This is a genomic window from Prevotella sp. Rep29, from assembly GCF_019551475.1.
Taxonomy (GTDB): domain Bacteria; phylum Bacteroidota; class Bacteroidia; order Bacteroidales; family Bacteroidaceae; genus Prevotella.
Window position 1 is genome coordinate 1902746 of the sequence record NZ_CP047159.1, and the last position, 17764, is coordinate 1920509.

The 17764-nt window shown below is 43.9% G+C and carries 19 protein-coding genes, 1 tRNA gene and 1 other RNA gene; 10 read left to right on the top strand and 11 right to left on the bottom strand.

Features of this window, described 5'->3' with window-relative positions:
• The first annotated feature begins 4 nt into the window (after window positions 1-4).
• From GRF55_RS08085 to GRF55_RS08125, 9 genes are all read left to right on the top strand, one after another.
• Complete coding sequence (locus tag GRF55_RS08085) at window positions 5-904, top strand: DUF4837 family protein (RefSeq protein ID WP_220367933.1); 900 nt, start codon at window positions 5-7, stop codon at window positions 902-904.
• Window positions 905-934: 30 nt separating this feature from the next.
• Entirely contained in the window at window positions 935-2065 is a 1131-nt protein-coding gene (locus GRF55_RS08090; protein WP_220367934.1) for a PdxA family protein, read from the top strand.
• A gap of 24 nt (window positions 2066-2089) precedes the next feature.
• Window positions 2090-3124, top strand: a complete 1035-nt coding sequence (locus tag GRF55_RS08095; protein ID WP_220367935.1) for a lysylphosphatidylglycerol synthase transmembrane domain-containing protein — start codon at window positions 2090-2092, stop codon at window positions 3122-3124.
• An 80-nt stretch (window positions 3125-3204) separates the two neighbouring features.
• Entirely contained in the window at window positions 3205-4416 is a 1212-nt protein-coding gene (locus GRF55_RS08100) for a sigma-54-dependent Fis family transcriptional regulator (protein WP_220367936.1), read from the top strand.
• A 108-nt stretch (window positions 4417-4524) separates the two neighbouring features.
• The gene (locus tag GRF55_RS08105; protein WP_255563867.1) at window positions 4525-4995 is read left to right on the top strand and encodes an LptE family protein; all 471 of its coding nucleotides are present in this window, start codon (window positions 4525-4527) and stop codon (window positions 4993-4995) included.
• Window positions 4996-5029: 34 nt separating this feature from the next.
• A complete protein-coding gene (locus tag GRF55_RS08110; protein ID WP_220367938.1) occupies window positions 5030-5758 on the top strand; it encodes a tetratricopeptide repeat protein in 729 nt (242 codons plus the stop codon).
• 10 nt (window positions 5759-5768) lie between these two features.
• Window positions 5769-6164 carry a preprotein translocase subunit SecG gene (secG, locus tag GRF55_RS08115; RefSeq protein WP_220367939.1) on the top strand — a complete coding sequence of 132 codons (396 nt, stop codon included), beginning with the start codon at window positions 5769-5771 and terminating at the stop codon, window positions 6162-6164.
• Between the two features lie 144 nt (window positions 6165-6308).
• Window positions 6309-6382: transfer RNA gene (locus tag GRF55_RS08120), tRNA-His, on the top strand.
• Window positions 6383-6738: 356 nt separating this feature from the next.
• Window positions 6739-7632 carry an aspartyl protease family protein gene (locus GRF55_RS08125; protein WP_220367940.1) on the top strand — a complete coding sequence of 298 codons (894 nt, stop codon included), beginning with the start codon at window positions 6739-6741 and terminating at the stop codon, window positions 7630-7632.
• 677 nt (window positions 7633-8309) lie between these two features.
• Here the strand turns inward: GRF55_RS08125 and GRF55_RS08130 are convergent.
• The 11 genes from GRF55_RS08130 to GRF55_RS08180 form a co-directional block, all read right to left on the bottom strand.
• Window positions 8310-9473 (bottom strand): YARHG domain-containing protein, encoded by a 1164-nt coding sequence (locus GRF55_RS08130; RefSeq protein WP_220367941.1) that lies wholly within the window; start codon window positions 9471-9473, stop codon window positions 8310-8312.
• Window positions 9474-9578: 105 nt separating this feature from the next.
• Window positions 9579-9979, bottom strand: a transfer-messenger RNA (tmRNA) gene (gene ssrA / locus GRF55_RS08135).
• 486 nt (window positions 9980-10465) lie between these two features.
• Window positions 10466-11164, bottom strand: coding sequence for a hypothetical protein (locus GRF55_RS08140; protein ID WP_220367942.1), 699 nt, complete (start codon window positions 11162-11164; stop codon window positions 10466-10468).
• A 15-nt stretch (window positions 11165-11179) separates the two neighbouring features.
• On the bottom strand, window positions 11180-11539 hold the full coding sequence (locus tag GRF55_RS08145; protein ID WP_220367943.1) for a hypothetical protein: 360 nt from the start codon (window positions 11537-11539) through the stop codon (window positions 11180-11182).
• 11 nt (window positions 11540-11550) lie between these two features.
• The gene (locus GRF55_RS08150) at window positions 11551-11964 is read right to left on the bottom strand and encodes a hypothetical protein (RefSeq protein WP_220367944.1); all 414 of its coding nucleotides are present in this window, start codon (window positions 11962-11964) and stop codon (window positions 11551-11553) included.
• Between the two features lie 39 nt (window positions 11965-12003).
• Complete coding sequence (locus GRF55_RS08155; protein WP_220367945.1) at window positions 12004-12588, bottom strand: hypothetical protein; 585 nt, start codon at window positions 12586-12588, stop codon at window positions 12004-12006.
• Window positions 12589-13003: 415 nt separating this feature from the next.
• Complete coding sequence (locus GRF55_RS08160; RefSeq protein WP_220367946.1) at window positions 13004-13291, bottom strand: hypothetical protein; 288 nt, start codon at window positions 13289-13291, stop codon at window positions 13004-13006.
• Window positions 13292-13384: 93 nt separating this feature from the next.
• On the bottom strand, window positions 13385-14236 hold the full coding sequence (locus GRF55_RS08165; RefSeq protein WP_220367947.1) for a phage/plasmid replication protein: 852 nt from the start codon (window positions 14234-14236) through the stop codon (window positions 13385-13387).
• A gap of 83 nt (window positions 14237-14319) precedes the next feature.
• Window positions 14320-14598 (bottom strand): excisionase family DNA-binding protein, encoded by a 279-nt coding sequence (locus GRF55_RS08170; RefSeq protein ID WP_220367948.1) that lies wholly within the window; start codon window positions 14596-14598, stop codon window positions 14320-14322.
• A gap of 134 nt (window positions 14599-14732) precedes the next feature.
• Complete coding sequence (locus GRF55_RS08175; protein ID WP_220369715.1) at window positions 14733-15437, bottom strand: hypothetical protein; 705 nt, start codon at window positions 15435-15437, stop codon at window positions 14733-14735.
• Window positions 15397-16665 (bottom strand): site-specific integrase, encoded by a 1269-nt coding sequence (locus tag GRF55_RS08180; RefSeq protein ID WP_220367949.1) that lies wholly within the window; start codon window positions 16663-16665, stop codon window positions 15397-15399. The genes GRF55_RS08175 and GRF55_RS08180 overlap by 41 nt, the downstream gene beginning before the upstream one ends.
• A gap of 480 nt (window positions 16666-17145) precedes the next feature.
• Between GRF55_RS08180 and GRF55_RS08185 the strand changes: the two genes are divergently transcribed.
• Window positions 17146-17709, top strand: a complete 564-nt coding sequence (locus tag GRF55_RS08185; RefSeq protein ID WP_255563764.1) for a sugar transferase — start codon at window positions 17146-17148, stop codon at window positions 17707-17709.
• The last annotated feature ends 55 nt before the right edge of the window (window positions 17710-17764 follow it).

Below are 17764 nucleotides of genomic sequence, written 5' to 3' on the forward strand. Positions count from 1 at the left end.
GCAAATGATAAATATCGTAAGGGCGTGGGTGGTTAGCTTGCTGTTTGTCGTGCTTTGCACAGCATGTCAGTCGGGCGGCTCATGGCAGACGAAAAGTGCAGGAAGAGCCTACGAGGTGGTGCTTGTGGATGATATTGACAGCATCTTTTCCGAGGAATTGTCTGCAACTATCGACTTCCTCCCGCAACCGGAGCCTGCATTTGACGTTTCGACTACCGACAAGAATCATTTCAGATGGAACATGAAGCAGGCAAGAAACGTGGTCATCATCGACACGGCAGCCGACAAGCATGAGACTGTTGCGATAGAATATGAGCACGACGCATATGCCTCTCCGCAAATCATCATCTCCGTGAAGGCAGCGAATGCGAGAACCATCAGGGAGAAGAGAAAAACCATAGGCAGGGAACTCAGACAACTGCTCCATACCCAAGAACGAAGGAACGAGATGCAGAACCTTCAGAAGGCACACGCCCCAGAGTCTGAAAAGGCTGCAAGAGAGATGTTTGGTGTGGACATCAGCATCCCGGCTGACATGACTCATCTCAAACGCGGAAAGGATTTTCTGTGGATATCAGACGATGGGACGAGTGTCATGCGCAACGTTTGTCTGTTCAAAGGCGAAAACATCGACAGCATCCTCCAAGCCAATATCAAAGGCGAGACGGATGAGATGTACATGACGCTGGTTGAGCAGCAGCCGATGAAAGAGCAGCAACCCCTCATGACAGAAGGATTGTGGGCGATGAAAGGCGACGCGATGGGCGGACCTTTCGTCATGCTGAAGAGCGGCAATCTGACGGTGTTGGGATTTGTCTATGCACCAAACATGAAAAAGAGAAATCACATCAGACTGTTGGAGACTGCCATGCTCTCACTGAAAGATGCTGCGAAAAAGAAATAGAAGAATATAGAACTAAAACAATAGAACAATATGGAAGAAAGAAAAATTCGCATCGCCATCACTCACGGCGATACCAACGGAATTGGATATGAACTGATATTCAAAGTTTTCTCAGAGCCCGCCATGCTGGAACTCTGCACGCCTATCATCTACGGCTCGCCCAAAGTGGCTGCCTATCACCGCAAAGCGCTTGACCTGCAAACAGGATTCAACATCATCGGTCACCCCAGTGATGCGCACGATAACAAGCTCAACATCCTGACCACTTTCGACGAGGAGGTGAAGGTGGAAATGGGAATTCCTTCAACGGAGGCGGCAAAAGCAGCACGCATCGCACTGGAGCATGCTGTCAAAGATTATGAAAACGGACATATCGACGCCGTTGTCACCTGTCCTGTCAATATCGAAAAGATGAAGGAAGAAGGCTTCCCGTGCAACGGTCAGGCAGAATACATTGAGAAACAGTTGCAACAAGACAGGAAAGCACTCAACATGCTGGTATATGATGACCTCAGAATTGCTTTTGCAACAAGTCGGATACCATTGGCGGAAGTCAGCCGAAACATCACGAAAGAACTCATTGTTGAGAAAGCAACAACCCTCGCCGGCTGCCTGAAACGCGACTTCCAGATTTCCAATCCGAGAATTGCGGTACTCGCACTGAACCCCACACAAAGTGAGAAACAGTTTATCGGAAACGAAGAAAAGGACATCATCACTCCTGCCGTGAACGAACTCATGGGCAACCGAATCAACGCTTTCGGACCGTTCGCTGCCGACGAGTTCTTCACCAACGACACCTACCAGAGTTTTGACGCCACCCTCGCACTGCATGAAGAGCAGGGACGCATTCCGTTCAAACTCATCGCCGAAGCAAACGAAGGCACCATATACACTGCAGGACTGAACCTGATTCGCACAGCACCCAACATCGACATTCAATACGATGCGACGGGAAAGAACACTGCCGATGAGAATCCTCTGCGCCAAGCCATCTATCTTGCCATTGACATCGCCAGAAGCCGCACAAATTACGACCTTCCGTTAGCCAATCCGCTTCCAAAACTCTACCGGGAACGGAGAGACGACAGCGAGAAAGTACGCTTCGCCATCCCAAAGAAAAAAGAAGAGAAGCCACAGACTGAGCAAGATGAAGAATAAAGTGCAGGCTCACTCATCCCCGACATGAAAAAGAAATATCAGAACGGTTTTTTCCTTTTCGGACTGGTGCTGCTTATTGTCATGCTTTCACAGCTTGACTTCAAGGAAGTGTGGAACGGGCTGCAACGTGCCGGCTACTGGTTTTTTGCAGTAGTGGCATTATGGGCAGGGCTCTATATCTTCAACACCTTCACGTGGCACATCATCATCAAGACCACGGCAACCGAAAGTGGCGGCTCCGACAAACCCATCTCATTTTGGTGGCTATACAAGACCACCGTCTCCGGATTTGCACTCAACTATGCCACGCCGGGAGGACTGATGGGTGGAGAACCCTACCGCATCATGCAGCTTGCCCCGAAAATCGGAACCGAACGCGCTTCATCATCGGTCATCCTCTTCGTCATGACACACATTTTCAGCCACTTCTGGTTCTGGCTGATATCCGTCATTCTCTATCTGCTCACACAGCCCGTCAACCTGCTCATCGGAAGCCTGCTCGCCGCAAGCACCATCTTCTGCCTGCTCGGCATCTGGTTCTTCATGTCGGGATACCGGAAGGGACTTGCCAAACGAGCCATGAACCTGTTGCGCCATATCCCTTATGTGAAAAGATGGGCGATACCGTTCATCGAAAAAAGACGGGAGCAACTCGACACCATCGACCGGCAAATAGCCGCCCTGCACAGCCAGAAGCCGCACATATTCGCTACGGCATTGGCTTCCGAACTCGTCTGCCGCATCTTGTCGGCTCTTGAAATATTCTTTATCCTCCTCGTACTCTATCCCAGCGTCAACTATATCGCCTGCATACTCATCCTCGCGTTTACCACCCTGTTTGCCAACCTGCTCTTTTTCATGCCCCTGCAAATCGGCGGTCGGGAAGGCGGATTCCTCATGTCAATCACGACACTTGGATTCCGCACGAGCGACGGCATCTTCGTTGCACTCATCGTACGCATCCGTGAACTGATATGGACACTCATCGGACTACTCCTTATCAAGTTCGAACAAAAGGAAAAAGACAAGCTCCCGACCGAAAGAGGACAATTACAATAAATCATAAAAAAACTGCCAAAATTGCAGTTATCTCCAATAAAATATGTAATTTTGTCACCTCAAAGAAATATTTCGAGCGGATGAATACGTCTGAACTGCAAAGAATCAAACAACGATACAACATCGTGGGCAACTGCGATGCGCTGAACCGTGCACTTGACGTAGCCCTTCAGGTTGCGCCTACCGACCTCAGCGTGCTCATCGTTGGCGAAAGCGGTGTGGGAAAAGAAATCATACCACGCGTCATACACGACAACTCGCCACGCCGACGGGAGAAATATTTCGCTATCAACTGCGGGGCTATTCCTGAAGGAACTATCGACGGCGAACTGTTCGGACACGAGAAAGGTTCGTTCACAGGAGCCATCGGCGAGAGCGAAGGCTACTTCGGCGTAGCCAACAAAGGCACCATCTTCCTCGACGAAGTGGGCGAACTGCCGCTCGCCACACAAGCCCGACTGCTGCGCGTGCTCGAAACAGGAGAATATATCCGCGTGGGAGGAACAAAAGTCATGAAGACCGATGTCCGCATCGTAGCAGCCACCAACGTCAACATGCAGAAGGCAATCAGTGCCGGACGGTTCCGCGAAGACCTGTACTACAGGCTCAACACCATCCCCATACAAATGCCGTCTCTGCGCGAACGGGGAGAAGACATTGTGCTGCTGTTCCGCCTCTTCGCACTGCAAATGGCAGAAAAGTACCGCACACCGAAAATCACACTGACCGAGGATGCCAAGCAACTCCTCCTGCGCTACAAGTGGCCGGGCAATGTCAGACAACTGAAGAACATCACCGAGCAGATGTCTGTGCTGAGCGAAAACCGTGAAATCAACAAGGAAACACTGCAGAAATTCATCCCGCAAGACCCGGAGAGCACACAACTCACGCTCATTAGTTCGCCCGACGGACAACATTCCTACGAAAGCGAACGGGAGATACTATATAAAATATTGTATGAACTGCGCGGAAACGTGTCAGACCTGAGACGCGACATGAACTCGCTCAGGAAACAACTCGACGACGCCAGGACGCTCAATGCAAAAGTAGCGGAAATCAATGCACAACTGCCCGTAGAGAAAGTGCGCCCGGAAAACAACGCCTACGAAGTGGCTGAAGCCGAAGAAATCTCAGAACCCGAGACACTCAACCTCAACGAACTTGGACGGCAGATGGTTGAAAAAGCACTCGAACGCAACGGATGGAACCGAAAAAAAGCCGCACAGGAACTCGGCATCTCCGACCGTACACTCTACAGAAAGCTGAAAGCTTATGGGCTGAACGAAGATTAAAAAGAAAGAGCAGCGATGGAAAACAAAAAGACATACACAAACAAGCAAACACATCAAGCATGGCGCCGACCCTACACCCTGCTCGCCGCAGCCGTGCTCACCATCTGCATGCTCACCGCCTGCGCGTTCGAAGGATATAAATTCAACGGCGCCAGCATCGACTACAATAAAACAAAAACCATACAGATAGCCGACTTCCCTATTCGTTCAAGCTACGTTTGGGGACCCATGCAAGCCATCTTCAACAACGAACTCAAAGATGTATTTGCCAACCACACACGGCTGCAACAAGTGAAGCGCAACGGAGACCTGAAAATAGAAGGTGAAATCACGCAGTACCAACAACGCAACAAAAGCGTCTCCAGCGAAGGATACTCCGCGCAGACAGAGCTGTCGATGACGGTCAACGTGCGATTCACCAACAACGTCAACCACAACGAAGATTTCGAACGGCAGTTCACCGCAGCAGCAACATACGAGACAACCGTCTCGCTCACCTCCGTACAGGAAGAACTCGTCACGCAGATGGTCAAAGAAATCACCGACCAGATATTCAACGCTACCGTAGCCAACTGGTAAACGAGCGCTCACACCACAACCGAAAAGCCAAGATATGGATATAACGACACTCATCAAACATCCCGAGACCATGAGCAAAGAAACTCTCTACCAACTGAGAGAGCTCACGGCACAATATCCATATTACCAGACAGCACGGTTGCTCATGCTGCAGAACCTTTACCTGCTGCACGACTCATCATTCGACGAAGAACTGCGAAGGGCAGCCGTCTATATCACCGACAGGCGCATCATCTTCAACCTCGTGGAAGCCAGCCACTATGCCTTCAAGAACAGCGACACACAGGCACAGGCTGAAAACAAAGAAGAAAAAGGCAGTCGCTCCATCTCACTCATCGACGACTTCCTCAACTCACTGCCCGAGAAAGACGAACCGGTACAACCGGCAAAGAGGAAACCAAACGCCGCCGATGCAACCATCGACTACGTTGCCTACCTCCTCGCACAAGAAGACGAAGAGAAAGAAAAGGCACAACCACTCATCGGGCAACCACTCATCGACAACTTCATCAACCAGAAAAACGGGAAAATCGACCTCAAGGAGACACCCGAATACCTGCCCGAACTCGAGGAAGGAAACAGCAGTCAGCAAGAAGGACTGTTCACCGAGACACTCGCCAGAATCTACATCAAACAAGGACGATTTGAGAAAGCATTGGAAATTATTCAGCGATTAAATTTGAATTATCCAAAAAAAAATGCTTACTTTGCAGACCAAATCCGATTTTTGGAGAAATTGATTATCAATAATAAAAACAAATAACAACAAAACAATGTACACACTATTCGTAATTTTCATTGTCATTGCAGCACTCCTGATGATATTCATCGTGCTGATTCAAGAGTCTAAGGGAGGAGGACTTTCCTCCAATTTTGCAGGTGCCAACTCACTTGCCGGCGTAAGAAAGACAACCGACCTGGTTGAAAAAATCACGTGGGGACTGGCTATCGCCATGGTCGTGCTGAGCGTGATTTGCGCATACGTAGCACCCTCTGCCACCACTCAACAGAGTGCGATGGAACAAACCACAGAGAATCCGCTGACAAGTCCGAAGAACCAACAGCCATTCGGCGCAAGTCAAGGACAAGCAGCACCGGCGCAAGAAACACCTGCCACACCTGCTGCACCAGCCGCAGAGACTCCTGCTCAGGCACCCGCTGCACAATAACAGGCAAACAAACGGCAGAAATCCGATGGGCACAAATCCTGCCCCATCGGACACTGCCGCGTAACAAATCATTCCAAAAATTTGGTGATTTGAAATAAAACACGTACCTTTGCATCCGCTTTCCATCACGGAAGCGTGAACACGGTGCCCGTAGTTCAGTTGGTTAGAGCGTCAGATTGTGGTTCTGAATGTCATGGGTTCGAGTCCCATCGGGCACCCAAAAGAGACATCGCTGAAAAGCAATGTCTTTTTTTGTGAGTAATCCAAACGAGCAAAAGAGACATCGCTGAAAAGCAATGTCTTTTTTGTGAGCAATCCAAACGAGCAAAAGAGACATCGCTGAAAAGCAATGTCTCTTTTTTGTGAGTAATAAGAAACATTCTCTCTGCGCGGAGGGCATTGATAAGCGAAGTAAGATTAGAAATATCCATATCGTAGCATGATGTTTTATGCAAAGATATGGATGAGAAAAGTGAGATGAAAAGACAAATTTAACACTATAACTGAAGACTTTCTCATGAAAAATGAGTACCTTTGCAGACAGTTAAATCGGAATTTAACGACGTATAAAGATATGAGACTACTTCTTTCAACCCTTTTTCTATTGCTCCTGAGTGCTGCCTTATATGCTCAGGAACAAAGCTTTGAGTTTATTTCCAATCACATATATCTGAATGCAGAGGTGAACGGGAAAACTGCACACCTTGTTTTTGACACAGGTTCTGCCGATGTGTATCTGGACAGCACATGGCTTGCCGAGAGCGGAGTCAAATATTCCCAGATGGGAAAGGCAATGGTGCGTGGCGCGGGGAACGAGACCAAACCAACCGTACTTATTTTTTCCGGAGTAAATATCTCGCTGGAAGGAAAGCAGTATTCCCCACAAATGGTGCCCATCATCGATCTGCGCGCCATTCTAGGTAATAAAGCCGATGGCATCTTGGGGCTTAGTCAGTGGAAGGGAAAAGTCATCACCATTGATTACAAACGCAGTAAACTCACAGTGTCAGACAGACTGACATCATCGCAGACTAAGGACTACTCCCGAATTCCGATACAAACAGATCCTAAACATCCCGGACGAATTCTTTTGCCCTTTGAGGTTACTGTTTCTTCAGGCAATACAATACCCGGCAAGGCTCTTCTGGACCTTGGTTCTGGCGGTGGCCTTGTGTTCACCAGCAAGGCAGCTGGAAAGTTTGGACTGGATAAAATCCAAGATAAAAACCCGTTCCACTTTAAACACGGGGGTGTTGGCGGTGAGTCTGCCGGCTATGAATTCGGCATTGAGCAACTTAAGGTAGGCGATATTACCGTACCAAAGCAGAAAGTCCGTTATAGCACCGACACCTCGGGTGCCATGGCGAGTGATGTGTACTCTGCCATCATTGGTAATGATATCTGGCACCATTTCACGCTGATTATCGACCTGCGAGAGTCTGTGTTATATCTGAAGGAGGAAAGTTAAATTCCAATTTAGCGAACAGTAAAAAAGAGGCAAAAAGGTCTTCCCAAAATCGTTAAAATGGGGGTTCTGGATAAAGAAAACTTCTCCGTTCGAGCAATTTTCTGTGACGATGTGGGCGGGAATTAGTCGTTTTTTTTAATTGTTAAAATGTAAAGATTTCACCCGAAAAATGCTTACACGAAAGACGAAAGTTTCTGAATGAATATACGAGAGTTTCCGAATAATTATGCAAAACGGGCACGATTTTCCTCGAAAAAGTATGAAAACGGCTTCCAAAAGTTGAATTTTTAGGCTGCAAAAGCATAACTTTTAGCTGCTAAAAGTTGCACTTTGAGGAGGTGAAAGTCCAACTTTCACAACACGACCTCGCATAGATTTTGTATAAACCATAAATTACCGCTTTCTAACCCGTTGATTTTCAGAGAACTTTTCGCAGGAGCGCACAAAACGCTTCCGCCCTTCCGAGAGTCCACCGACTAAAATATACAGCCTTGTAGCGCGTTAATTTTTGTAAAGAAACCTAAACCGCCACTCGAAAACTGTCAAGAAAAACGATAGATTTCCCCTGCTCTTCGCTGTCGTCAAAAAAACAATTCTGTGATTTCAGCATACACTCAACCCAAACGAAGATAAAAGAACGCTTTTATAGCCGTTTGCTGTCAAAGATAAGTGGGCAGTTACTGCCTGTCGGCTTCTTCCGCCTGTATGATTTGCACATTCAGCTGCTCAATCGCCGTGAGAGGTGTCGGCGTCTTCCGGGGCTGATACCACGCCTGTGCATCAAAGTGCTGTTGGAGGTCAGGGGCAGTCGGAAACCGGTGTCCGTGACGGGCGTATATTTCGTTGCGCATCAGTCGGAGAATGTTTTTAGAGAAGCGATGGAGCATTCCTCGCGAGACGGGTCTTACCGACGCGAATGCCCATTGCCCGGGCACCGTCTCGCCGTATGGCGACGCAACATGCCTGAGCGATTCCGTCTCGTTCAGTCGCGGAGAATGATCAACGAACGGCTCATCATATACGACCTTCACATCCATGCCCTCCGCCGTGGGTCTCAGTGCCCACACCATTGCGTGCATGATAGCTCCTGCACCGCCGCCACCAGGCATGTCCATCTGGTATTTTTCGGAAGAAGGGTTGCCTCGGCTGATTCGTCCGCCGCCGTATGAGATTCTGTCGGTGTAGTTATTGTCTTCAGTCCCTACAGGTACACCGAAAAAACACCCCGGGTCTCTGTCGTAAGTCTTGACATCATAACACTCGCCCGGTCCGAAAACGACGTAATTTCCCGTCGCTGTCTGGTAGAGACCGTCATACGCATCATGCATATCCCGCCGTGTGTCGGTGAGCGGAAAACGGTAGAAGTCCCTTTGTGCCTCACTCTTTGTGTACAGTTCTACGGCACGCCCCTGCTGATTGCGCACGATGAGCATCTGCCACTTCCCTGCCCGTGCACATTGCAGGCTATATCCTTTCCCTTGGAGGAGAAGCGTTCCCTGACGGTTGGGAGTGAACACGAGCGTATGCCCCATTTCCGTATCGAACGGTTCGAGAACCACTTTCGTCCCGCGCTTTCCATCGTGCGAGGAATGCAGGTAATAGCAGACCATGCCATCGGTCCAGAAAGCATTTCCTCCTTCGCCGTCGGTCAAGCGAACGGTCTCGACTTTTGCCTCTCTCGACGCCATCTGCTCCGCTATTTGCTGAAGACGTTCCTGCACATCCTCACGCGATTCGCGGGTATAGACAAGGTTGTTCACGGCGTCTTCAAAACCCGTCCGCTGCGCCGATACTGATGCCATGACGCAGAGAAGCGTAACAATCATGATGATTCTCTTCATAGTTTTTCGTTTTTCTTATGGTTGCATTGGTCTTTCTTTTACAAAAAAGGAGGACATCAATCTGAAGTCCTCCCTTGTGCGTACTGCCCTTTTTCGGGCTCTTTCGGGTGGAGCTGGAGGGATTCGAACCCTCGTCCGAACAAGGAAACCATATGCTTTCTACACGCTTATTCCAGCCTTTGGTTTTCGAGCAGCAGCAAGACCTGGACCACCAACTGATGCCTTATCCTCTAAGATTTCACACCTGCATCGAGGCATACCTGTGCTATTTCCGATTTTACGTGCGCCACTTGATCTTCAGATTCGGAACATTACCCTCGGAGTGACGTCTCGTCCTGTCACCTGGTGACTGGATTAAGCTAATAATCTACTGTGCTTCGATTAAGCAGCGAGAGCATACTTATTGTTGCCAATTAATTGTCTGTTCACTTTGTTTTAGGAGAAAGCCAACGAGTCTCCGCGTGCTTACATACCATCTCATCTTGCCGTCAAATCCAGTCAACCCCATTTAGTTGTTTTCTCTTGATTATCAAGCCGTTTTGATACAGAGAAAGGTGCGTGTGTGGCAAAAGTGTGGAAAAAGGTACTTCATAACCACATTTTCACGCCCTTTTCATGGTGCAAAGATACAACTTTTCTCCGATAAAACAAGCATTTTACAAAGTTTTTATCAACTTAACATTCGTTCCACACTTCAAAGAAAGACTATATAATCTCCTTATAGTAAGGTGTTAATTTGTATAGTTAAGTACCCTCAAAGTTTATTTCTAAACATCACAAACTGGGTTGTCTTATGGTCTTTTCAATGATTTTTTGTACCTTTGCATCAAAGAATGGTTGTTTCTTTGCTCATAAATTAAGGCTCTACAGTCTGTGAAAGATATGTAGAGCCTTATGTATTAAAATATGTATTAAAAGAGGTGGAGCGGGGCTTTCTGTGATTGCGCTCTTTTTACTTGGTGCCAATAATAGTTCCGAAAAATTTAAAAAAACTAATCCAAGATTCTCAGCATTTTCTGATTCACCTCCAGTTTCTCATTTATTATATTTTTTCGGATAGTCATGATGTCTTCATATTCCCTTGCCACTTTATAGAATTCTGCTGTTCCTTCTGAATAATCATTAAATGTGGGTTTATTATCAAAAAATCTAAAACCGACACTATCTTCTAAGGCATAATACTCCCTAAGTTTTAAGCCATCTTTCTCTTTAATCCTTGCCTTTAATTTGTATTGACATATATTAAGCCCCTTTAATCGATTCAATGAATTATCCGTGGAATCACTCATGGCGTTTAGCAAAGCAAAACCATAGTCATCAATCCACGAAATCAAAGCTCTGCTAAGTTCCGCTTTACGCAAAACCATAGACATTAGTTCTTCCTTGTAATAAGGATTATATTTATGCGCTCTTATTTTGCTTAATATTATTTCACTTTGCTCCTTTTCAATAGTATCACTTGAATTCGTTAAACTATCAATACCATGAAGAGCCATAACACCATTCCGAATACTTTCGTAAGTGATAGTATCAATTGGTTCTATACTCAATATTTCTTTTAAACTATTAGGGTCATCGAAGTTTGAACTAACATAATTCTTAAACTCATTCCTAATCTTGTCTTCTTTTGTTTGTGTGCAAGAGAACAAAACAAATAGTGTCATCACACTTAAAAACAAACATTTTTTCATATCTCCTTTATTATACTAATTTATTCTTTTCTTGTAAATAATGAAAGCGGAATATATGCCAATAATCATAATAACAATTGAGGAAATCGCTCTTACGGTTTTAAGATTGTTAATCTCGTCACGACGCTTCTCATATTTGCGTTGATGTTCTTCGTAATCATAACGGTCTGACTGATATGAACCATATCCTTTTTTCCCCATGTCATAGAGAAAACCATCAATAGACATCTTATCCTTGTTTGCCTTTTCCGATATACTCAGATTGAACTCTTTATTCTTGATGTCATTCCCTATCAAATCATAACACATACCAGAAAAAAATGCGCTCAATATAAGTATAGTCAAACATAAATAGTTAATTCTTTTTTTTGTCATATTTACACAAATTATTGTTTATCTTCCATTCGTTCTAACATCATTTTAACACCTTGCTCGTCTAATACGTTTAAATCTAATCTTTTCTCAGTTATTTCATTAACTTTAAGTTTCATGACACATTGGTCTGTTACTAAATCATGAATATAAATAGTATCATTGCTAATTTTATAATAGCCTCCATTTTCTGAATTGTTACTCATTTGAATAAGTTTCACCTTATCATCTTTGAAAACAAATGCAGACAAGCATTCTGGATGCTCATGAGTATCAATAATTTGATTATTCACTTCTAAAGACTTGGCATACCATGCACCTTGTAACTGTTCTTTATTAAGGACACTTTCGCTTTCCAAACTATTACCCTTCGTGTTACAGGACACAACAAAGTGGAATGCAGCTAAAAAAAATACTAATTTTTTCATTGTTTTAGGTGGGCGTTTATATGCCGTTGCCCGTCGGCTTTATTTGTTAGTTTCTAAAGACATAAGAACAGCTTCTTCCGCTTTTTTTAATGAACACTTAAAAAGCTCCGTTGTTGGTGTTAATTCTGCGCTGTGCCAATAATAACTATCAACCTTATAATCATTCAGTAAAATGTGTGCTCCACGCTCTACTTTCCCAATATTCTTATCAACAATCCAGTATTTAGGAATCTTCCACCCGACATATCCCCCATAGCCATCTTCGCTGTTCAACTGATACTCACGATGTCTGATTAATGCTTCAACTGAAGTCCGCTTACTTTCTATTATTCCCACTTTACAATATTTGTCATATTTGGCTATATACAGAATACCGCCATTAGTCTCACGTTTTTGGTATGTAATATATTTAGGATGGCATACAATACAATGACCATTTCGGTCTTTTAATCTGTGACCATACATACAGCTATTGACAACAAATTTGCATCCAAGAGCTTTTGCTTTATCGTGATACACCTTTACGATTTCACCACGAGCATCATAAATGTCTGACGGGCTTATCCCGTACTTCTCTATAAAATCCTTTTCGTCTTTGGTCAAAATACTAAGAATGTCACTCATAATTATCTGTTTTAAGTTAATACTGTCTTTATGTCATGCACTAACTTAAAAAAGAAAGCGCAGACCCTCGCCATACGCTCTCAGGCTCACCACAAGCCGAATATACTATGGGATAAGTCCGCGCCATTATGGGCACGTTCCCAATGTATATTCTTTTGCTCGCATCTTTTCGAGGTGGTGATTCGAGAGCGATTGAGCAAATATGTTAGCATCCAAGATGCAGGTGCAAATGTACACAAAATATTTCAAAACTCATGGATTATTGCAAAATAACTGTTTAGGGAACTCCATTTTTAACATTTCCGATAATGCTCCCTCTATTATTATATAATTAATTATATTGTATTAATTAATATATCACGCATATATGTATATATACCTACCTTGGCAATATTTACTCAATATGGTATTAGTATCATTGATTGTGAATGACTTTATACCAGGTAGCGCACAACCAATTTATTAACTTTTCTCCTATTGATGTTTTTCGTTCATATTCATCTATCACTATCATTGCTTCAGACGCTCTTTCTCTAATCTCCTGCATCAAAATGAAAGAGCGTTCTAATTGTTCCCTCCACTCTGGTGTTTCGCTTTTCTTGATGGCGCAGTTTATTTCATTGATGAGGCTATTCATGTTATTATCGAATATAGCAAACGACAATCCCAAAACCTGCTGTTGCGTATGTTCTCTATTTGTCATATCTTTTAAACCTATTTCAAGCCGTTCTAAGCGGTTTTCGCAGCATTAGTGATAGATTTACCACCAATGCCACGAAAAGCCGTTAGAAGACATTTATTCGCAATTATTTACAACATCACGAACTTTATCATTAAGTTCATCTGTCAAACCATAAGAAGCATATTGTTCAACTTTTGCCCTACGATTTATAATACTCCGTCGTAGGTTATCATATTGCCACCCCTTTTCTCCAAAGACATTACTATCTTTCATTGTCTTTTCAATGTCAATAACAACGCCTGCGTCTTGGAGATTTAACAATATGCTATAAATAAAATCATTTGCCAAACGCACATTACCCATTAATGGCATATCATAATCGCCACGAAAGCTCTTATTGATACTCTCATAGAAATCGCCCCATCTTTTTACCATTGAGTGATAGAAATCTTCGTTGGTTAGGATTGATGCTGTTAGTTGACCTAAACCGAATTGACGTGACACCCTACTCACCCAACGACATTCATACCGCAACACGTTTTCGCCAAAGCCGTCAAGTAGCGGTTTCCCTTTATTCTTGCACTCTTTAGCCTTATCGTAGAAGATGAGTACATTAGTTTCTTTCTTTCCCCCTTTGGCATACTTCAACGTAGTTGCCGTTTGATTCAATCGTTCAAAATAGGTTGCTTCACATAACAGAGGGAAATAATGGTTGGCTGGACGTTCCATATTCCAATGATAGCCACAATCCAAGCGAACCACCAGAGCGTTTGACATTGGCAGATGGAGCAAATCACTTAATTGCTCTATTGCAGTCCCTACGTCTTGTCTCTTTGGTATGCGTGAATTATTCGGGAAAAGGAAACCTCCAATACTGCCCTCAACGACTATACTACCGCCATTATAGAACACGTGCATATTCCTAAGTGTACCACTCCCCCACAACTCACCAGTATCTGTGTTCATGTTACTTTTGGAATTGTCTAAATACTGACCAACATTGAATGTTGGTGACTCCGTATAATTCAGTCTTAACTTAACGGTGTCAATCATAACAGACCTCCTTTCTTTATTTGTTCAGTCTGCACTCTACTAATCAGTTCATCGTCAGTAGGCACTCTTGCTGCCTCAACCCATGCGTCAAGTTCTGTACGTTTAAACAGCAACTTGCGCCCCATTGGATTGTAGAACGGCAATTTATGTCCTGCTGTCAACTTGTAGAGATAGTTTATACTTGCGCCAATGTAATCAGCGGCTTGTCTTGCGGTCAGATACTTTGCGTATCTGTCTGCTTTTTGTGGTGTTTCCACTTTTGTTTCTTTTGCCATAATTCTTTTTTCTAAAATTAAATTTATGGCATTGGATTTGTGCGCACTTTTGTCCGTTGCCGATGCAAAAGTACAATAAAAGCAAACAGAAGAAACTTAAATGGGGTTGATAGAAAAAAAGGTGCAAAAAGGTATCAACCTTTTGCACTCTTAACGGCATCTTCAATCTTCTTTTTTATCTCTATTACACGTTCACTATCTTTATCTTTATCGATTAAAAAACCAAAACGATTAAGCGATGAGGACAAGTTTGATGCAGTTATCACCGTCCCTTTCTTAGATTCAAAAACCTTGTTGTCTTCTGCTACTTGGTTCCAATCGAAACAAATCAATTCTTCTTTTTCCAGAGTATGCAGGAAATAAGCCAAATGTCTGTTATTCTTTACCCGTACACGTTTTCTTTCACATTTTAACAACGCCTCCACATCGTCTATGTTTTGTTCTACAGCGAAAACTAATTCATTGAGCATGGGTAACAGTTCTGCCACCTGCTCACCATGTAGAACACAATCAAAACAACATTTAACTTCTTTTATTATGTGCTTTGGTGCTGCTGCTTTTAGAACTTTCAATGGTCTATCCATATATTTAATAGAACTTTCCATCAGCCATGAAGACAGCGGGTCTTTTTCTTTTATTTTTTCAATGCTCTCTACCATTGAACTTAATGTAGAATTATCAACGGGAACGCTAATATCCTCAATATCCGTCCACATGTGAGGACTATTGAGCAATTCATCGTTTGGCTTAGTCCATTCAGAACTTACTACACTTTTCTTTGCTCTTTTTGCCATAACATCAATGCTTAAAAAGTTCATCCATCTTACTACTTGCCTCATGTTGAGCGTCTTCCATCATCTTAGCGTAAATCTCCGTTGTTTGCGCCTTGATGTGTCCGAGTTGCTTCTGAATTGTCTGCAATGGCAATCCTGCACTATACAATATTGTTGCCGCAGAATGACGAGCACAATGGAAAGTGATGTGCTTTCCTTTGATACCTGCATCTTTCAACCATCTTTGAAGAGCCTGATTCGCATAATCATTTTTAGGTAGGTCAAACACTGGTCTATCTTCATCTTCCGTAGCAGGCAATAAATCATAAGCAACATTCGGGATAAAGATTGTAAGCGGTTCTCTCGTCTTAACCATCTTTATTTTAAGATACCAACCATGTTTTCTGTCAAAGCGAAAATCCGACATCTTTAGTTGTTTGAGGTCTGAAAAGCGTAACCCAGTATAGCATGAGAACAAAAACGCTTCTTTTATATGATATTTGCCATGTGTAAATGGCGTTCCCATCAACAATTCCACTTCTTCACTTGTAAGATACTCACGTGTGCCAGACTTTGCTGATACCTTATCACTATTATCTAACAAGTCCATAGGGTTTGATGTGATTAGGTGCTTCTTCACCGCCTTATTCAGTACATAGTTAATGTTCACTATCAAACGATGCTGTGTGTTTTGAGATATATTTATCTCTTTGCGCCTACCCTCTTTCTCTGTACGTGTGAAATTTACGTTAAGTGCATCATGCTTTAGATAGTCGATAAAGCCACGTAACCAATCCTCATTAACTTCTTTAAAACGTGTGTCCGTTCCTGCATAAGCCTCAACGTGTTTCGCTAAAGAGTTCATAGTTGCATACATACTATGACGGTTTCCTGTCTCTCGCAACGCAGCCTCACCAACTTGTCTAATGAAATCAAGAAGCAAGACTTTTGACTTTATAGATGATTGAAAGTTTGCCTCTCTCCTTTCAAGGTCAGCGTTAAGCGCATCACAAGCCAAAGCCTGCAATCTCAACTTTTCTTCATTCTCTCGCTTTACGTTTGCATCCACTTCAAGTTTCAACACTACGTTAAGCATTTCACGTTGGCGTTTGCCATTGCTACATGAATAACGCATAAGGGATATATTGCCCGACGGCAGCACTCTACCGAGCAAATAAACCTTACGACCACCTTTCCCCTTTGTCAGATAGTTGTCAAGATGGGGAGTTCTGTTTAAATCACAATAGCCCTCCAAAAGAGCCTCTTTTGAGTTAAATAACTTTGCTTTTGCCATAATGTAAGTACCTTTTTCCGTTGGCAAAGTTACAAATTATATTTCATGTGTGGAAAGAATGTGTGGAAAAAGTGTGGCAATTTAAGTATATTTAAGGCTAAATAAAGCAAATCTTTCCACACGACCATTTTTTCAACTTTCTTTTATTTATCAGCGTTTAGTAGAGTTTTATTGCTTTAGTTTTCTTCATAAAAATAGGGGTTGATTGTCAAATCCAGTCAACCCCTTTTCAATCAGGCTGTTAATCGACGATTATCAGCGGTATTTTCTGCATCTTTGTGCCGGCAAAGTTACGATTTTTTCATGAAAACGCCACATTCTTTCAAAGAAAAATGGGTTTTGCTACAACATTTTACACTTTTTTCAGTTATTATATTAATTAAAGAAGAAACGCATTTGGAAAACATATACTCGAAAAAGGCTTCATGCCTGAATTATAGCCACGACGCAATGGGGGTTGCAGAACGTTCGATCAAACGCATGACAGATATTGTCTGTGCGGCATTGGGACTGGTTTTGCTCTCTCCCGTCTTTATCGTGATAGCAGTGTTACTGAAGTGTCAGCGCGGCGGTCGGGTGTTCTTCTCGCAAGAACGCATCGGCTATGGCGGCAAACCGTTCAACATATACAAGTTTCGGACGATGAGTAGCGTGGTCGAGGACGAGGGTCCTCAACTCATCTCAATGCCCGATGCCGCACAGAGCACGCGCGTGGAACGTTTCATCCGCAAACACCATCTGGACGAACTGCCGCAGCTGTGGAACGTGCTGAAAGGCGACATGTCGCTGGTGGGTCCGCGTCCCGAGCGCCGCTACTTCATCGAGAAAATCATGGAGCACACGAATGATTACGAGTTAATCTACGAGATGCGCCCGGGACTCACATCGGAGGCGACGCTGTATAACGGCTATACCGACACGATGGAGAAGATGCTGAAGCGTCTGGAAATGGATATCCGCTACTTGGAGAACCGCTCGCTGTGGATGGACTTCAAGATTGTCGTAAACACGATATTCTGTCTGCTGAGCGGGAAAGAGTTCTGAAAAGACACATCAGTTCCCGCGAAGACAAAGAGTTGAACATAAAAAACAGAAAACA